Source organism: Flavobacterium sp., from assembly GCF_017744675.1.
Taxonomy (GTDB): domain Bacteria; phylum Bacteroidota; class Bacteroidia; order Flavobacteriales; family Flavobacteriaceae; genus Flavobacterium.
The window spans coordinates 1,438,484-1,454,941 of record NZ_JAGIAV010000004.1 but is presented as its reverse complement, the minus strand read 5'-3'; the positions used below and the strand labels follow the sequence as shown (position 1 = coordinate 1,454,941).

General features: G+C 35.6%; 14 protein-coding genes. 6 read left to right on the top strand and 8 right to left on the bottom strand.

Annotated features, from left to right (window positions below; genetic code table 11):
• Positions 1–238 precede the first annotated feature (238 nt).
• From J7574_RS16500 to J7574_RS16475, 6 genes are all read right to left on the bottom strand, one after another.
• Positions 239–826 (bottom strand): DUF1801 domain-containing protein, encoded by a 588-nt coding sequence (locus J7574_RS16500; protein WP_290970922.1) that lies wholly within the window; start codon positions 824–826, stop codon positions 239–241.
• Entirely contained in the window at positions 827–2,104 is a 1,278-nt protein-coding gene (gene pepT / locus J7574_RS16495) for a peptidase T (RefSeq protein ID WP_290970921.1), read from the bottom strand. It lies immediately after the preceding gene.
• A 119-nt stretch (positions 2,105–2,223) separates the two neighbouring features.
• Complete coding sequence (locus J7574_RS16490; RefSeq protein WP_290970917.1) at positions 2,224–3,372, bottom strand: formylglycine-generating enzyme family protein; 1,149 nt, start codon at positions 3,370–3,372, stop codon at positions 2,224–2,226.
• 135 nt (positions 3,373–3,507) lie between these two features.
• Positions 3,508–4,491: a DUF6515 family protein gene (locus J7574_RS16485; protein WP_290970914.1), complete on the bottom strand. Its 984-nt coding sequence runs from the start codon at positions 4,489–4,491 to the stop codon at positions 3,508–3,510.
• 72 nt (positions 4,492–4,563) lie between these two features.
• Positions 4,564–5,784, bottom strand: a complete 1,221-nt coding sequence (locus J7574_RS16480; RefSeq protein ID WP_290970910.1) for a porin — start codon at positions 5,782–5,784, stop codon at positions 4,564–4,566.
• Between the two features lie 103 nt (positions 5,785–5,887).
• Positions 5,888–8,326, bottom strand: coding sequence for an arylsulfatase (locus J7574_RS16475; protein WP_290970908.1), 2,439 nt, complete (start codon positions 8,324–8,326; stop codon positions 5,888–5,890).
• A gap of 410 nt (positions 8,327–8,736) precedes the next feature.
• Here J7574_RS16475 and J7574_RS16470 point away from each other — a divergent pair, with 410 nt between their 5' ends.
• The gene (locus J7574_RS16470) at positions 8,737–9,771 is read left to right on the top strand and encodes a quinone-dependent dihydroorotate dehydrogenase (protein WP_290970905.1); all 1,035 of its coding nucleotides are present in this window, start codon (positions 8,737–8,739) and stop codon (positions 9,769–9,771) included.
• Here J7574_RS16470 and J7574_RS16465 read toward each other — a convergent pair.
• Together J7574_RS16465 and J7574_RS16460 are read right to left on the bottom strand one after the other, a co-directional pair.
• On the bottom strand, positions 9,757–10,479 hold the full coding sequence (locus tag J7574_RS16465; protein ID WP_290970902.1) for a DUF3307 domain-containing protein: 723 nt from the start codon (positions 10,477–10,479) through the stop codon (positions 9,757–9,759). The genes J7574_RS16470 and J7574_RS16465 overlap by 15 nt on opposite strands.
• Positions 10,476–11,090 carry a SatD family protein gene (locus tag J7574_RS16460; protein WP_290970899.1) on the bottom strand — a complete coding sequence of 205 codons (615 nt, stop codon included), beginning with the start codon at positions 11,088–11,090 and terminating at the stop codon, positions 10,476–10,478. Before J7574_RS16460 ends, J7574_RS16465 begins: the two co-directional genes overlap by 4 nt.
• A 367-nt stretch (positions 11,091–11,457) precedes the next feature.
• On the opposite strand from J7574_RS16460, the gene J7574_RS16455 reads away from it, so the two are divergent.
• From J7574_RS16455 to J7574_RS16435, 5 genes are all read left to right on the top strand, one after another.
• A complete protein-coding gene (locus tag J7574_RS16455; protein WP_290970896.1) occupies positions 11,458–12,324 on the top strand; it encodes a hydroxymethylglutaryl-CoA lyase in 867 nt (288 codons plus the stop codon).
• Between the two features lie 78 nt (positions 12,325–12,402).
• Positions 12,403–12,954 (top strand): hypothetical protein, encoded by a 552-nt coding sequence (locus tag J7574_RS16450; protein ID WP_290970893.1) that lies wholly within the window; start codon positions 12,403–12,405, stop codon positions 12,952–12,954.
• Positions 12,951–14,348 (top strand): DUF5723 family protein, encoded by a 1,398-nt coding sequence (locus tag J7574_RS16445; protein ID WP_290970890.1) that lies wholly within the window; start codon positions 12,951–12,953, stop codon positions 14,346–14,348. The genes J7574_RS16450 and J7574_RS16445 overlap by 4 nt, the downstream gene beginning before the upstream one ends.
• A gap of 219 nt (positions 14,349–14,567) precedes the next feature.
• A complete protein-coding gene (gene guaB, locus J7574_RS16440; protein ID WP_290970887.1) occupies positions 14,568–16,040 on the top strand; it encodes an IMP dehydrogenase in 1,473 nt (490 codons plus the stop codon).
• A gap of 3 nt (positions 16,041–16,043) precedes the next feature.
• Positions 16,044–16,436 carry a hypothetical protein gene (locus J7574_RS16435; protein WP_290970884.1) on the top strand — a complete coding sequence of 131 codons (393 nt, stop codon included), beginning with the start codon at positions 16,044–16,046 and terminating at the stop codon, positions 16,434–16,436.
• Positions 16,437–16,458: the final 22 nt, after the last annotated feature.

Here is a 16,458-nt window from a genome sequence, read left to right as displayed (position 1 = left end):
TTTTTTAAAATTCCAATAAAATTTTAAATCCCAAATTCCAAGAAATGGAGTTTGGGATTTTTTTTGTATCGGTCATTGCGAGGAACGAAGCAATCACATTGCGATTAGTACTAGTGCGATTGCTTCGTTCCTCGCAATGACCTGTAGAACGAAAAAACCTTTGTCAAAGTTTTAAAACTTTGACAAAGGTCTCATATAGCTTGGAATTTGGAATTTATAAAATTTGGAATTTCAGAAACTACCTGTATTTATCATTCAGCCCAACATTTGCTAAAATCATCGGAAGCACTTTTTCTATTCTCGAAAGCTTCGTTTTTTCTTGTTTAGCCGATTCGATATATTCTAAAAACTCATATTGTTTGTAAGGAGAAAATTTTTCGAAAGCAGACTTTAAATCTGGGTTTTTAGCCATTTCTGCATTAAGAAGTTCTGAAACGATTGCTTCTTTTTTTGCGGGTTTAATGACTTTCCCTTGTTTTTCGTTTTCAATGGCTTCTTTGATATATTCTAAAATCACTTTTTCATCAATCTCTTCTTTAGAATAAAATCGCCATTGTCTCAATGACTTGGTTACATCTTCCTGAGCATTTATCAGTTTCTTTTTCTCATCTTTTAAGAAAACGCCATTAAAAAACCATATGGCAAAATAATCTTTAAATCCGCCAAGGCCAACTACGTTTTTCTTTTCATAAACATACACAGGGCCGCCCCATTTTGTGGTTTCGGTCAGTTCTGTTTTGTCAAGAATCGATTTTAGGAAAAGCAATTCTTCTTCCCATTGATCGCCGTATTTCCAAATGCCTTTATTTTCGGATTTTGTTTCCAATTATTTTCTTTTTTTAGATTTTTCTGATGCATCAAAAATACCTGGAATTGCTGTTAGTTCAGCAATTTTCACGATAACTTCAGTCGCTTTTTGAATGCTTTCTGCTGGAACGTATTCGTATTTTCCGTGGAAATTATGTCCGCCTGCAAAAATGTTCGGACAAGGTAATCCCATAAACGATAATTGAGAACCGTCAGTTCCGCCGCGAATAGGTTTAATGATTGGTTTGATGTTTAATTCTCTCATCGCTTTTTCAGCAATATCGACAATATGTTTTACTGGCAGAACCTTTTCTTTCATATTGTAATATTGGTCTTTTACAACTGCCACTACGATATCTTCACCAAATTTTTTAGCGAATTTTTTATTGAATTGTTTCGCCAATTTATGAATCAATTCTTTTCTTTTTTCGAATTTCTTTCTGTTATGATCGCGAATAATCAGCTCTAAAACTGTTTCTTCAATATTTCCTTTAATGTGGTGAACGTGAAAAAAACCTTCGTAACCTCTAGTTTCTTGTGGAGTTTCGCCTTTTGGTAATTCGTTGATAAAATCATTTGCCAAAAGCATAGAATTGATCATTTTTCCTTTGGCATAACCTGGGTGGACGCTTTTCCCTTTGAAAGTTATTTTAGCCCCGGCAGCATTAAAATTTTCATATTCCAATTCGCCAATCTGACTTCCATCCATGGTATAAGCCCATTGCGCTCCAAATTTTTCAACATCAAAATGATGTGCGCCACGTCCGATTTCTTCATCTGGAGTAAAACCAATTCTGATTTTTCCGTGTTTAATTTCTGGGTGCTGAATTAGATATTCCATTGCCGAAACAATTTCTGTAATTCCAGCTTTATCGTCTGCTCCTAGTAAGGTTGTTCCGTCAGTTGTAATGATGGTTTGGCCTTTATATAATAATAAATCTTTAAAGTAATCTGGAGATAAAACAATGTTTTTCTCTGCGTTTAGAACGATATCTTTTCCGTCGTAATTCTCAACAATCTGAGGTTTTACATTGGCTCCGCTAAAATCTGGTGAAGTATCAAAGTGAGAAACAAAACCAATTGTTGGCACTTCGTGATCAACGTTGCTCGGAAGCGTTGCCATGATATAAGCTTTGTCGTCAATCGTTACCTCTTCAAGACCAATTGCTTTTAGTTCTTCAACTAATTTATTAGCAAGATTCCATTGTTTTTGCGTACTTGGTGTTGTTTGTGAATTTGGATCTGATTCGGTGTCAATCGTTACATAACTGATAAAGCGATCTATGATATGTTGCATTTTTTTGAATTTTTAGCAAATATAGAAAAATTTTTCTGCTGCAAAATTTAGCTTTCAATATCTGGATTAATAAAAAAGGGATTCTAAAATTGAATCCCTTTCTGGTATTTTAAGTTTTGCTACTTGCTTTTTACGCATCTAAAACCAACATGGTTTGCAGCCGATCTAATTTCTCCTTTTCCTCGTGTTCCAACCATGTATCGAGTACAATATTGATCGGTGCACAGAAATGAACCTCCACGGTGTACACGTTTTACTTCAGATGGATCGTTTGGATCGTAGTAAGCATCTGGCCCTTGCGGATTTTTTGCTACTTTCCCGCTTTCGGCCAATGATTTGTAATAGTCTACGCTGTACCAATCGTGTACCCACTCCCATACATTTCCAGCCATATCATACAAACCATATCCATTTGGAGCATATTGTTTTGTTGGAGCAATTCCTTTAAAACCGTCTTCTCCTGTATCGCCATCTTTAATCGGGAAATGTCCTTGGTAGATATTGGCTTGAAATTTACCTTTAGGTTTTAAATCATTTCCCCAAGCATAAAGATTTCCCGTTTTACCGCCTCTAGCAGCAAATTCCCATTCTGCTTCTGTTGGAAGTCTTTTTCCTGCCCATTTAGCATAAGCAGCGGCATCCTCGTATACAACATGAACTACAGGATATTTTTCTTTTCCTTTGATGGAGCTTTGCGGACCTTCAGGATGTCTCCAGTCAGCACCTGGTTCGTAGCGCCACCATTGCAAGAAATTATTCAAATTAACAGCAGAAGGAGTGGGAGTGAAGACTACGGAGCCTGTTACCAGATCTTCTTCATTTGCAGTAGGAAATTCCTCTTTTGTTGGTTTTTGTTCTGCAACTGTAACATAGCCTGTTGCTTTTACAAATTTTTCAAATTCTTCATTGGTTACTTCCGTTTCGTCCATATAATAGCCGTCAACATACACTCTATGAATAGGAGCTGCGTCTTTAGTAACTCCTTTTATACTGCATAAACTTTCGTCTTCGACATTAGTTCCCATAGAAAATTCGCCTCCAGGAATCCAAACCATACCTTTTGGTGCTTTTTCTGTAGGTTTAAATTTATTCTCAACAGTTGGTTTGAATTCAGATTCTATATTACCAGGAACTTCATGACATTCAGCCACTGTTTTTTCTGCTTTTTCTGTTTTATTTTCATTATCTGAAAATCTAGTGTAACTGTAAGCGATTGAAATAATGGATAATGTAAGTAAGGCAAAGATCCAAAAGGTTTTATTTTTCATTCTGGTTAGTTTAAATTTATTATAAAAGTAAGAAAAACTTTCTTTTTTATTGATTCTGGACTATTAATTAAATTTAATTCAAATATATAAAATTCTATAAACTCTATAGGATTAATTGTTTTTTAGTTTTAAAACTTATTTATCGTCTTCTACCATTACAACTTCATATTTGTCTTTACCGTCAACTTGTATAGGTTGATAATACGTTTCGCCAAACTTAATGTATTTTACATCTCCCATTGTTACCTCTTCGCCACCTTCTGGTAAGCTATCTACGATTGTTCCTGCTGTAGGAGCTACAACTTTATAAGAACTTCCATCTTTCTCGTAATAGGTTCCGCCGTAATAATAGTTGTTGACAGTTCCTGTATTGACGGTTTGTGCACCACTCGGAATATTATTTACCGTACCGCCAACGGGTGCAGGTACAACTGTATATCCTCCGCTTGAAGGCGCGTACCAAACTCCTTGATCGTAATGGTATTGAGTGCTTTCTACACTCACCACAATTGCTGTAACAGCCAAAGTTGCAACAAAGAATCCCCAAGGATGCCAAACTGGTCCCCAATAAAAAGGTCTGTACGGATGATAATAATAAGGGTGATAACCATAATATCTTCTGCCGCCATATACATAAGGAGGACGTACATACGCTACGTTACCTCTTCTAACTACAGTATTTCTATTATTTTGAACATGAATACTATTGTTTACATTAATATTGACATTATTACGATTTCTGTTTACTGTATTACCGCTAATGTTTGTATTTCTGTTGCCTACATTGTTTACCGTATTGTTTCTATTTACGGTATTATTTCGGTTTATTGTATTCGCCCTATTATTGATTTGTGCATTCGAATTGTTTGCAGGTCTGGTTACTCTTGTTCCAGAGTTATTTGCTCCCGGTCGGGTTGTAGCAGCTGGTCTGCTTACATTTGGTCTAGATTGGGTTGCGGGTCTAGCTTGTCTAGTGACTCCGCCGCCGCCTCGTGCTCCACCGCCTCCGCGTATTCCACCTCCATGACGTTGTCCAAAACTATCAATCGAAATAAGGAAAAATGTTCCAATTAAGCATATAAGTGCCGATTTTTTTACTGTTTTTGATATGTTTTTCATATTCAGTATTTTAAGTCAATTAAAGTTATGAAAAAAAATGTACGATTTATGTTAACGAGCTAAAAGTTTAGATTATAAAGAAATATCCCATTGTATTCTAAATCGCCATCCCTGCTGTAGCGGAAGTGTTTTGTCTTGAAAACTAAAATAGCTTACCTCTGAAGTCAGTTTGTTTTTATGGCCCTTAAAAAACCAGTTAAACGCTACTGTAGATTCATCCTGTCTATTTTCTCTAATAGAGTTGTCGGGTCTGTATGCTGCATGACGGCCGGCCATCTCTAGGCGTTTTGGCCACCAGTCAAATGCATTATGAAAAAAGTATCCGGCTTGAACGTAATATCCTTTCATAATAGTAGTGTCATCGTTATTGATTTTGTCAATAATCTCTTTGGTGTGCAATTCGCTCTGCCACGAAAAACCACGATACATAAAAGCAGTTTCAAAATTCCATTGGTTCACTCGGTATTGCCCAGGAAGTCCATTTTCAAATCCGTCTAGCGAACCTCCTCCTGCTTGTGAAAATCGAGTATATGGACTTTGGTTGGTAACTGCCGAAAAAGCAATAATTGGAGTAAGTTTTTCGTGAAATTCCAAATCACAGCCTGAAAATTCAAGAGATCTTCCTAAGAAATTCCATTGTGCTCTCCCAAAATACATTAAATGATTATCATCGTTAGAAGTGCTTCCTCGTCCAGTTCCTGTTAAGGCTGCTGCCCAATAATTGAAATCGGCAATACCAGCACCTTTTAAATGGCCATAAACTTCAACTCCTATTTGTCTGTCAACGGTAAAAGGACGGTTTATTAGAGAACGGTCTACCATCTGCTGTTCGCCGCTGCTAATATAGCGCTCGCGGGTAAATTCGGTTTTCCATTGTCCGACTTTAAAGCTTAGCCAATCCCATTTTTCGATCATGATTCTAAAATCAAGCAAATTGGACTGACTTAATTCATATTCCCAATAATATTTAAGCCAAGGTTCAAAAGCGTGACCTCCAATTTTAAGCCTTGCACGGTTTATTTTGAAAGTAGTCTGCGCATCTCTACTATAATCATCGTAAGTTAAAGGATCGGTGTCGTTTGGTGTAGAAAAACGAAACTGCAAACGGCTCGCCAATTGAAAAAGAAATTTTTTATCTCTAGTTTCCAATTCAATTCCTTTTTTGCCATATCTGACATTCATTAATTTCGTAGTATCTTTTTCTTGCTGTGAAAATCCTTTAAATCCAAATACTAAAAGAAGAACAAAGAGCAGATTTTTAGAAATACGATTTGATTTTTTTGCGCTATACATACGATCTATAGGTTTGTAAGTATTCTTAAAATATTTTTATTTAAGAAGAGAAAGAGGCATTTCGATCACATAAATATGATCGAAACGCCTCTTTGCTTATTTTTTAATCTCTACCTAAAGCTCTTTTTGCCTCATTGTTTAAGTCAGAATATTCAATTTTTCCAACATTTACGCCAACTCCCAAAATTTCACCTCCTTTAAATGTTCCTGGAGTCTTGTATTCTTTACTAACGGCATCACCACTGTCAAAACCAACACAAAGTCCGTCGCCAGAAAGTGTAAATTTACCACTCTGCGTTCTCATTGGCCCAGAAGCGACTTCTTTTCCGTCGATGTACAATTTCGTCGTTCCAATAGATTCTCCGTTAGGTCCTTGTTTTTCACGATTAAATTCCATTCCGAAAACGTGTTTTCCTGGAGTTATGGCAACATTAGAAGTGAATTTTTGTTCAGGTGCAATTCCCAAGAAATTATAAACATAATTTAGTTTTTTGTCTTTTAAGAATAAGGTGTGACCTCCAAAACGTGATCCGTGTGCAAAAATAACCCCAGAAGCATTAGCATCTTTTACAATAACATCAGCCACGATTTTATAAGAACGACCACGAACATTTACCGCAACTCCTTCAGGAACAGCAGAAGTTCCTGGATAATAAACATATTGATCACGTGGAGCTTCAGATGAAGGTCTTTCTATTCCTAACTGCTCTACTGCAGTACGGTCATCAAGAGGCAGTACTAAGTTTTTGGCAGCTTCGCTATTCCAATCGGCAATTAATTCTTTTAATTTGTCTGGATTCTTTTTGGCTAAATTATTTACTTCGGCACGATCGACGTCGGTATTGTATAGTTCCCATTCATCTTTGTCAAAATTTCCTTTACCTGTTAAAGGAGCGTGTAAAGCAACAGCTTTCCATCCATCTTTCCATAAAGCACGGCTTCCAAGCATGGCAAAATACTGAATGTGTTTTTGAGTCGGTGTATTGGTTTTAGCATCAAAAGTATATTTCATTGAAACTCCTGACAATGGATATTGCGGAACTCCACGATAAACTTTTGGCATTTCAAGTCCACAAATATCTAAAATGGTAGGAACGATATCGGTAGAGTGATGAAATTGATCTCTAATTTCTCCTCGTGCTTTGATACCTTTTGGCCATGATATTACAAGTGGATCGCAAGTTCCCCCTGCATATTCGCTATATCTTTTAAACATTTTGAACGGAGTAGAAAATGCTGCAGCCCATCCTGTTGGATAATGCTCATAAGTGTCTGGACTTCCTAATTTGTCTATGTATTTTAGGTTTTCTTTCAGTTCATCAGGATATCCATTAAAGAATTTATTTTCATTTACAGAACCTGTTGGAGAACCTTCGCCTGAAGCTCCGTTATCTGCGGCATAGATTACTACAGTATTTTCCAATTGTCCTGTTTTTTCTAAGTAATCTATCACGCGTCCAACTTGAGCATCAGTATATTCAGAGAATCCAGCATATACTTCGGCTAATCTTGAAAATAATTTCTTCTCGTCTGGACTTAGTTTATTCCAATCTAAAACTTCGTCTCCAGGATTAGAAACTCCAGGAGGAAGTGGGTTAAATTTAGCATAGTTTGTTCCTTTTGGAATAATACCTTTTGCAATCATTCTTGGAAGAACCCATTGGCGATACGCTTCATAACCTCCATCAAATTTGCCTTTGTATTTGGCAATATATTCTTCTGGAGCATGATGCGGAGCATGGTTTGCACCAGGGCAATACCACATGTACCAAGGTTTTGAAGGGTTTGTTGCCTGTTGGTCGCGAAGAAAACTTATGGCATGATCGGCTAAATCTTTAGATAAATGATAACCTTCTTCTGGAGTTGCAGGAGGTTCTGTAAAATGATTGTCCTCTACAAGATCTGGATACCACTGATTAGTTTCTCCTCCAAGGTAGCCGTAGTATCGGTCAAATCCCATTTGCAAAGGCCATGTACTGCGGTCTCCACCCGAAGCAATATCTTGTTCCGGAACGTTATGATCTTTACCGATCCAGAAAGTACTCCATCCATTATCCTGAAGAATCTGTCCGACTGTAGCCACTTGTTTAGGAAGTCTTCCGCTTGCTCCAGGAAAACCCGCTGCGGCTTCGGTAATAGCAGCCATTCCGTTAAGGTGATGATTACGTCCTGTTAATAAAGTGGAACGAGTTGGCGAACAAAGTGCTGTAGTGTGCCATTGCGTATAAGTTAAACCGTTGTCTGCCAATTTCTGCATCGTTGGCATGTTGATCGCTCCTCCGTAAGGGGACCAAGCAGCAAGACCTGTATCATCATATAATATAAATAGGATGTTTGGCGCTCCAGCTGGAGCTTTTTTAGGAGAATAAGGTGCCCAGTCTTCTTTGGAATCACGAACATCTAAACTAATTTTTCCTTTAAATGTTTCTTTGGTCACTTGTTGTGGATCTGCCTGAGCAAATATTTTCGAATCTGTTCCTATTGAAAAGCAAAATAGGAGCATGAAAATATTTTTTAGAATTAATTGCGTGCTGACTTTCATAATTTTTAGTTATTAATTAATGGTTCTTGTGAGGTCTTTTGTTGAACTTTTGGATAAAAATTAATCTGAAAATAGGTGGTTTATTTTTTCGGAACGAAATGTCTTGACTGATCTGTAGATCTCTAAATGAGGATTTTAAAACAGAATCTCTCAAAATTAGGTATTCTTTAATCTAAAGGTGATTTTAAAAGGTTTGAATAGGTTTCATTTTATAATTTGCAACATAAAAACATGTTTTTTGAGGAGATTTTGTTTTGTGAGTTCTCGAATTCTGACAAGTTTTTAGAGTTGTTTTAATTCTGAACAGAATAATTAAACAAAATAGAAATTATTTGTTTTGGTAAAAAAGTACCTTTTTAAACTATAATATTTAAATTTGCATCCGAAAAAATAACAACAACACAACTCTTATGTATAAATTGATAATTCGTCCGATACTTTTTTGTTTTGATCCTGAAAAAGTGCATTATTTTACCTTTTCATTTGTAAAATTCATTTCAAAAATACCTGGAGTTTCGGCGATTATAAGATCAATTTACGAGGTAAAAGACGCTCGATTAGAAAGAGAAGTTTTCGGAATTAAATTTAAAAATCCGGTTGGACTTGCGGCTGGTTTTGATAAAGATGCGAAGCTTTATAAAGAGTTTGCCGATTTTGGTTTTGGTTTTATTGAAATCGGAACGGTAACACCAGTTGGACAAGAAGGAAATCCAAAAAAACGTTTGTTCAGATTGAAAGAAGACCAAGCAATTATTAACCGAATGGGATTTAATAATGGAGGTGTTCTAGATGCTGTAGAACGTTTGAAAAAGAATTCGGGTGTTTTGATTGGTGGAAATATCGGAAAAAATAAAGTGACTGATAATGAAGATGCAGTTAAAGATTATATCATTTGTTTTGATGCACTTTTTAATCATGTAGACTATTTTGTAGTAAATGTGAGTTCGCCAAACACGCCAAATTTAAGAGCTTTACAAGACAAAGAGCCATTAACCGCTTTATTGCAGACTTTGCAAAACAGAAATGTAGAGAAGCAAAAAACAAGTACACAAAAAGTAAAACCAATTCTTTTAAAAATTGCTCCAGACTTAACAGATGAGCAATTGTTAGATATTATTGACATTGTAAAAACAACTCAAATTGCAGGTGTAATTGCAACAAACACCACCATTTCTAGAGAAGGATTACAATCTGCGAATCAAACAGAAACAGGAGGATTATCTGGAAGACCTTTAACAAAACGTTCTACAGAAGTAATTCGTTTCCTTTCGGAAAAAAGCAATAAAGCATTCCCAATTATTGGAGTAGGAGGAATTCATTCTGCAGATGACGCTATTGAAAAATTAAACGCTGGTGCAAGCTTAGTGCAATTGTACACAGGTTTTATTTACGAAGGCCCTGCTTTGATTAAAGCAATCAACAAAAAGGTTTTAGGACAATTGTAATTCTAAAAGCAACGCCTGAACTAAAAGGCCAGCTATTATTGCGATACCAAAACTAATTAAAGTTCCGATCATTACATATTCTGTGAGCTTTCGGTCTTTGGCTTCTTTCAAATCTCCAAACCTAAAAATAGATTTAGCGGCAAGCAGAAAACCAATCGCTTCAAAATGCCCGGTTAATATAAATCCGAAAACAAATAGGCGTTCTAAAATGCCAATATAATTTCCAGCAGCTATCAGAGAATTATCCTGATGGCTGTTTTGGCTTTCTGGAGCCCATATCGAAATTATGGTTTTTATAAAAATAGAGGTTGGTTTGGTTATCAGTAAGATTCCGGTAAGCAAAATCCAAAAGGCATTATCTTGCCAAAAATTGATTATCGCTTTGTTTTCATACAAGAGAACAACACCAATTAAAATTAAAACATGCACAATTTGATCGGCAACAAACCACGTGCGTTTGGTTTTCTCTTTTTGAAAATTCAGCTTAATTAAGTCTACAATTCCGTGTGTAACAGCAATTAAAATCGCATAAGGTATAAAATTGATTTCACCTGCTAGAATTGCGGCTAAAAATCCGTGAAGTAAAACATGAGCGTATAAATAAATGCTTTTATGTTTTTTAATTTCTTTATCAGCAACCCAAGAATTTGGCTGCCAGATAAAATCTCCTAATAAATGGGCGAGAAACAGTTTTATAAATAAAATCATGGGGCTGTAAGTTGTTTTATTTGTTTTCTAAAATATCGATCTAAATTAAGAACCAGATCAAACTGCGCGCGTTTTTGTCTTCTGCTTACAGCGGCTTGATTTATGCCTAGTTTCTGACCTAATTCTTCTTGAGACAATGTTGGGTTTTCGATAGCAGCAGCAACAAATTCTGCCGATTGCACGAGCCAGCTATCCATAAAAGTCAAAGCCAATTGCAGCATCAAATTCAGTTTTTCGTCCAAATCAGTATTATCGGTTCGCATTGCCAAAGTTACTTTCTGCTTTTTTAAAGTTTCAAAAAGTTCTCCCGAATTAATAAATGCAGAACCATTGCTTTGGGATATTCTCTCGGCATTGTGCGTTTTGTCTCCAAAACCAATACTCATTCTCGCATCAGACTTTATGGCTCTTAAATGTGCCTTTATTAAAATAGCAACCAATAGCGCCTCTTCGGGATTGGCAACTTCGACTTGAAATTCATCTCCGCGATAGACTTCCCATTGACTTGGCGTTTTGCCAAATGGAGCCAGGATTTTCTTTAAATCTTCTACCCAATGTTCCGATTTTTGCTGTCTTGAATCAATTATGTCGCCTGTAATTACACTAGTCATAACTCAAATATAATTAAAAAATTATAAACTTTCTATTACAAATATACGTAATAAATTTTATTATTACGTTTTTTGGTAATAATTATAAATATTACAATTTTTGGTAATAATGTTGTGTTTTCGATTTTTGTGGAGTTTTTGCGACAGATTGTAGAGACGCACTGCAGTGCGTATCACGTCCAGTATTTTCAACATTGTGCGTAGACGCACTGCAGTGCGTCTCTACAATTCAGAATGTGTGTAATCTTCAACGGCAGATTTTAGTATGCTATTAAATGAACTTATATGACTTATATGGTTTAAAAAAAAACATAATTTTTATTTCATTAAAAAAGAAACTAACTTAGCCTTTACAAAAGAATATGCTTTGAGTAAAGAAATTAAAATCATCGAATGTCCTCGAGATGCCATGCAAGGCATTAAGGATTTTATTCCGACCAAAAATAAAGTTACTTACATACAAGCTTTGTTGCGAGTGGGCTTTGATACAATCGATTTTGGAAGTTTTGTTTCTCCAAAAGCTATTCCGCAAATGCAGGATACCGCTGCCGTTTTGGAACAACTTGATTTATCTCAAACCACAAGTAAACTGCTTTCTATAATTGCCAATACGCAAGGAGCAATTACGGCTTCAGAATATGAGCAAATTAAATATTTAGGCTTTCCATTTTCTATTTCAGAGAACTTCCAGATGCGTAATACGCATAAAACTATTGCAGAATCTTTGGTTACACTCGAAGAGATCCTTGAAGTTGCCGATAAGAAAAATAAAGAAGTCGTAACGTATCTTTCAATGGGTTTTGGAAATCCGTATGGGGATCCGTGGAATGTTGAAATTGTGGCTGAATGGACAGAAAGATTGGCTGGAATGGGAGTGAAGATTCTATCGCTTTCTGATACTGTTGGAACTTCTACACCTGAAGTCATTACGTATTTATTTTCAGATTTAATTCCTAAATATCCTGAGATTGAGTTTGGCGCGCATCTTCATACCACACCAGAAAGCTGGTTTGAAAAAATAGATGCTGCGGCAAAAGCAGGCTGCACTCGTTTTGATGGTGCTATTCAAGGTTTTGGAGGTTGCCCGATGGCAACCGATAAACTAACAGGAAACATGCCAACCGAAAAATTGGTTTCTTACTTTACGGCCAATAAAAAAATAACAGGACTTAATTCTCTTAGTTTTGAAAGCGCTTACAACGAAGCTTCAAAATTGTTTGGAAAGTTTCATTAAAAAATTGTTATTTTTCTTACCTTAGATAATGATTGCAAGTATAATGCGTTACATTTATTATTGCTATAATTTATTATCATGAGATCAAACTCACTAAATAAAATTTTAAGCATATTATTTTCAGTCTTTTTATTATTTTCCTGTTCAAGCGACTTAAATTTTGATCAGGTAAATGATTTTAAGATTGAACCTGTTTTTGTGGCCAATCTTGCTTATTTTGATATTCCTGCCAATAAACTTGTAGATGATGGCGGAACAAATGTCTATCCCGACGTAAGGGATTTTGATATTTTTAAAAATAGTTTTTTTACCGACCGTCTTAAAAGGGCTGATTTTGATTTTGAAATTGAAAATAATATAAACCGCGCTTTTGTTGTAAATATGCTTTTGCTTGATGCACAAAATCAGGTGTTGCAAACAATATCTTTTACCGTTCCAGCTTATAAAGGAACAGCAAATGTTATAAAATATCCAACAGAAGTGTTTGAAAACGCTCGATTAGATCTTTTAAAAAAAACTCAAAAAATTGGTTTTGTGGTAATTATTGCTTCAGGCCCTCCATTAAATAGTCAGAGTGAAGGAAATTTAAAATTAAGATCAAGTGCAACGGCTTATTTAGTAATCGAATGAGAAAGGCACTAATTCTTTGCTTGTTTTTGCATCTTTCCTGTTTTGCCCAAAACAGAGAGCTTTTGTACAACTTCACGTCCATTCCGCAGTCTTTACTTGTAAATCCTGGAGCTGATGTTTCGTATAAATATTATTTCGGATTTCCAGTTTTATCTGGAATTTCAGCCAATATAGGATCTAGTAGCTTTTCTGCCTACGATCTGTTTGCAAATAATGGAGTCGATTTTAATCAAAAAGTTAGAGATGTTGTCAATAAATCTTCTAGTAGAGATAAAGTAGTCACCAATCAGCAATTGGAAATATTTTCGGGCGGATTTAGAATTGGAGGTAGAGAAAGCCGTTCTTACGTATCTTTTGGACTGTATCAGGAATTCGATTTCTTTATGTTTGTTCCCAAGGATTTAGCTTTATTGGCTTTAAACGGAAATCGAGATTATATCGGCAAGTCATTTGATCTAGGAGAATTGAATGTGAAAGCCGAAGTGCTTTCGGTTTTTCATGTTGGTTTTCATAAAAAAGTAAACGATAAATTTGTTTATGGAGGGCGTGCTAAGATTTACTCAAGTGGTGCAAATGCAACTTCTACAAAAAACTCGGGTTATATCTATACAGGCCAGGAGCCAGGAACTCCAAATCTTTACAATCAGATTATTTCTTCTAATTTAGAATTAAAGACCTCTGGAATTGCGCGTTTTACTAAAGATGAATACGACGGAAATATAGTTAGTGATATTGCTCATAATACTTTTTTTAACGGAAGCTTAGGTTTTGGTGTTGATGCAGGGATTACCTATTATATAAAAGACAATTTACAATTTACAGCAAGTGTTATCGATTTGGGTTTTGTGAGGCAAACCAAAGATATCGAAACTCTTACCTACAAAGGAACTTATAAGTACAATGGTGCCAATCCTGATTTTTTAGGTTCAGACAATCCTGAAAATGTTTTTGATGAGTTTGACAAAGCGATACCTCGAGATACACTTTATAATAAATACACCACGTGGCGACCGACAAAAATTTATTCGTCTATTCAATATTCTTTTGGAGAAGCTCGACCTGATGATGAATGTAATTGCAGAGGTAAAATTGATAAATATTATAAAAATGCCGTTGGACTTCAGGTTTTCGGAATGTCTGCTCCACGTGAGCCTTTGGTTGCTTTGACTGCTTTTTATAGAAGAAACATTTTTAGAAAATTAGATCTTAAAGCAACGTATACTCTTGATACTTTTTCAAATACAAATATTGGTATAGGACTGGCAGGAACAATTGGCCCAGTAAACATTTATGCGCTCGTCAATAATGTTTTAGAATATAAAGATATTTCCAAAGCGAGTAGTGCTGCCTTCCAACTCGGAATCAATTTTGTTTTTCAAGACAAAAAGGATTGAATTTTTTTAAATTCCAAATCATAAAATCCCAAATTCCAAAACTCAAGTGATTCAAATATTAAGTGGCTTATTCGTTCGCAGATTTGGAATTTGGAATTTAATTTTTGGGATTTTTAAACGGTAGGTTTTTTCTTGTAAATATAAATTTATGAATAAGTTAGTATTCAAGTTAGCAATTAATTCACTATATTTGCACGCAATTCAACTAGAAATTGCAACATGATAGCACACAACTCCAAGATTATCGGCGAAGGTTTAACTTACGACGATGTATTATTAGTACCTAACTACTCGAATGTGCTTCCTCGCGAAGTGAGCATTAAATCAAAATTCTCAAGAAACATTACATTAAACGTTCCAATTGTATCTGCTGCTATGGATACAGTTACAGAAAGTGCAATGGCAATTGCTATGGCGCAAGAAGGCGGTATTGGTGTTTTACATAAAAATATGACTATCGAACAACAAGCAGGAAAAGTTCGAAAAGTAAAACGTGCAGAAGCAGGTATGATTATCGATCCGGTAACATTGCCAATGACTTCGACTATTGCAGATGCAAAAAATGCAATGAAAGAATTCGGAATCGGCGGTATTCCAATCGTTGACGAAAACAAAATATTAAAAGGGATTGTTACAAACCGTGATTTACGTTTTGAGAAAAACGGTGCAAGACCAATCGTTGAGGTTATGACAAGCCAAAACTTAGTAACTGTTGCTGAAGGAACTTCGTTAGAGCAAGCAGAAGTAGTTTTGCAAGGTCATAAAATCGAAAAATTACCAGTTGTAAATACTCAAAATGAATTAGTTGGTTTAATTACATTTAGAGATATTACAAAATTGACTCAAAAACCAATTGCTAATAAAGATAGCTTTGGTCGTTTGAGAGTTGCTGCTGCAATTGGAGTTACTGGAGATGCAGTTTTAAGAGCTGAAGCTTTGGTTGCTGCAGGTGTAGATGCAATTATTATCGATACAGCTCATGGTCATACTGAAGGCGTTGTGAATGTATTGAAAGAAGTAAAATCAAAATTCCCACAAATAGATGTAATCGTTGGAAACATCGCAACTCCAGAAGCTGCTAAATATTTGGTAGAAAATGGTGCTGATGGAGTAAAAGTAGGAATCGGACCTGGTTCTATCTGTACTACGCGTATCGTTGCAGGTGTTGGTTTTCCTCAATTCTCAGCAGTTTTAGAAGTTGCCGCTGCAATTAAAGGATCTGGAGTTCCAGTTATAGCTGATGGTGGAATTCGTTATACAGGAGATATTCCTAAAGCAATCGCTGCAGGTGCCGACTGCGTAATGTTAGGTTCATTACTTGCGGGAACAAAAGAATCTCCAGGAGAAACGATTATTTTTGAAGGAAGAAAATTCAAATCGTACCGCGGAATGGGTTCTGTTGAAGCTATGCAAACTGGTTCTAAAGATCGTTATTTCCAAGATGTTGAAGACGACGTGAAGAAATTAGTTCCAGAAGGAATCGTTGGACGTGTTCCTTACAAAGGAGAATTAAACGAAAGCATGCTTCAGTTTATTGGAGGACTTCGTGCAGGTATGGGATACTGTGGTTCAAAAGATATTCCTACTTTGCAAGAAACAGGACGTTTTGTTAGAATCACTTCTAGCGGAATCACTGAAAGTCACCCACATAACGTAACAATCACAAAAGAAGCTCCAAATTATTCTAGATAATTTATGAATCTCCAATTCAAGCTGAAAGATGTTCTTGAGGTTGATTTATATTATGGATTTTACGATATTTTTGTTCTAGGCGGTTTTGATATTCAGGTAAACGATGATTTTTTTGTTGAAATACTTGATTTAAAGACGAATGAGTCAATATTGTTGAGGGAAAAAGATCTTAAAACCAGAGATTGTAAAAATGGACAAAGAGCGGTGAAATTTTTTAGTTTTCAGGTTACTGAAAAGTCGAAATATAGAATTTCAGTTCATAATTATGAAGATATGACTATGTTTTATTCGATGTTAGGAAGTAATCCTTTGAGTATTTTAAATCTCTTAAAAAAACTTTACGGAATAAAACGAAAACAAATTCAATTGGATGAAATTGAAATCTTGATTGCATAAGAATTAAAAAGGCGTAAGATTT

Excerpts from the sequence above, each read along its gene's own strand:
- pepT (WP_290970921.1), bottom strand. The coding sequence starts at position 2,104 with ATGCAACATATCATAGATCGCTTTATCAGTTATGTAACGATTGACACC.
- J7574_RS16490 (WP_290970917.1), bottom strand. The coding sequence starts at position 3,372 with ATGAAAAATAAAACCTTTTGGATCTTTGCCTTACTTACATTATCCATT.
- J7574_RS16485 (WP_290970914.1), bottom strand. The coding sequence starts at position 4,491 with ATGAAAAACATATCAAAAACAGTAAAAAAATCGGCACTTATATGCTTA.
- J7574_RS16480 (WP_290970910.1), bottom strand. The coding sequence starts at position 5,784 with ATGTATAGCGCAAAAAAATCAAATCGTATTTCTAAAAATCTGCTCTTT.
- J7574_RS16475 (WP_290970908.1), bottom strand. The coding sequence starts at position 8,326 with ATGAAAGTCAGCACGCAATTAATTCTAAAAAATATTTTCATGCTCCTA.
- J7574_RS16470 (WP_290970905.1), top strand. The coding sequence starts at position 8,737 with ATGTATAAATTGATAATTCGTCCGATACTTTTTTGTTTTGATCCTGAA.
- J7574_RS16465 (WP_290970902.1), bottom strand. The coding sequence starts at position 10,479 with ATGATTTTATTTATAAAACTGTTTCTCGCCCATTTATTAGGAGATTTT.
- J7574_RS16460 (WP_290970899.1), bottom strand. The coding sequence starts at position 11,090 with ATGACTAGTGTAATTACAGGCGACATAATTGATTCAAGACAGCAAAAA.
- J7574_RS16450 (WP_290970893.1), top strand. The coding sequence starts at position 12,403 with ATGAGATCAAACTCACTAAATAAAATTTTAAGCATATTATTTTCAGTC.
- J7574_RS16445 (WP_290970890.1), top strand. The coding sequence starts at position 12,951 with ATGAGAAAGGCACTAATTCTTTGCTTGTTTTTGCATCTTTCCTGTTTT.
- guaB (WP_290970887.1), top strand. The coding sequence starts at position 14,568 with ATGATAGCACACAACTCCAAGATTATCGGCGAAGGTTTAACTTACGAC.
- J7574_RS16435 (WP_290970884.1), top strand. The coding sequence starts at position 16,044 with ATGAATCTCCAATTCAAGCTGAAAGATGTTCTTGAGGTTGATTTATAT.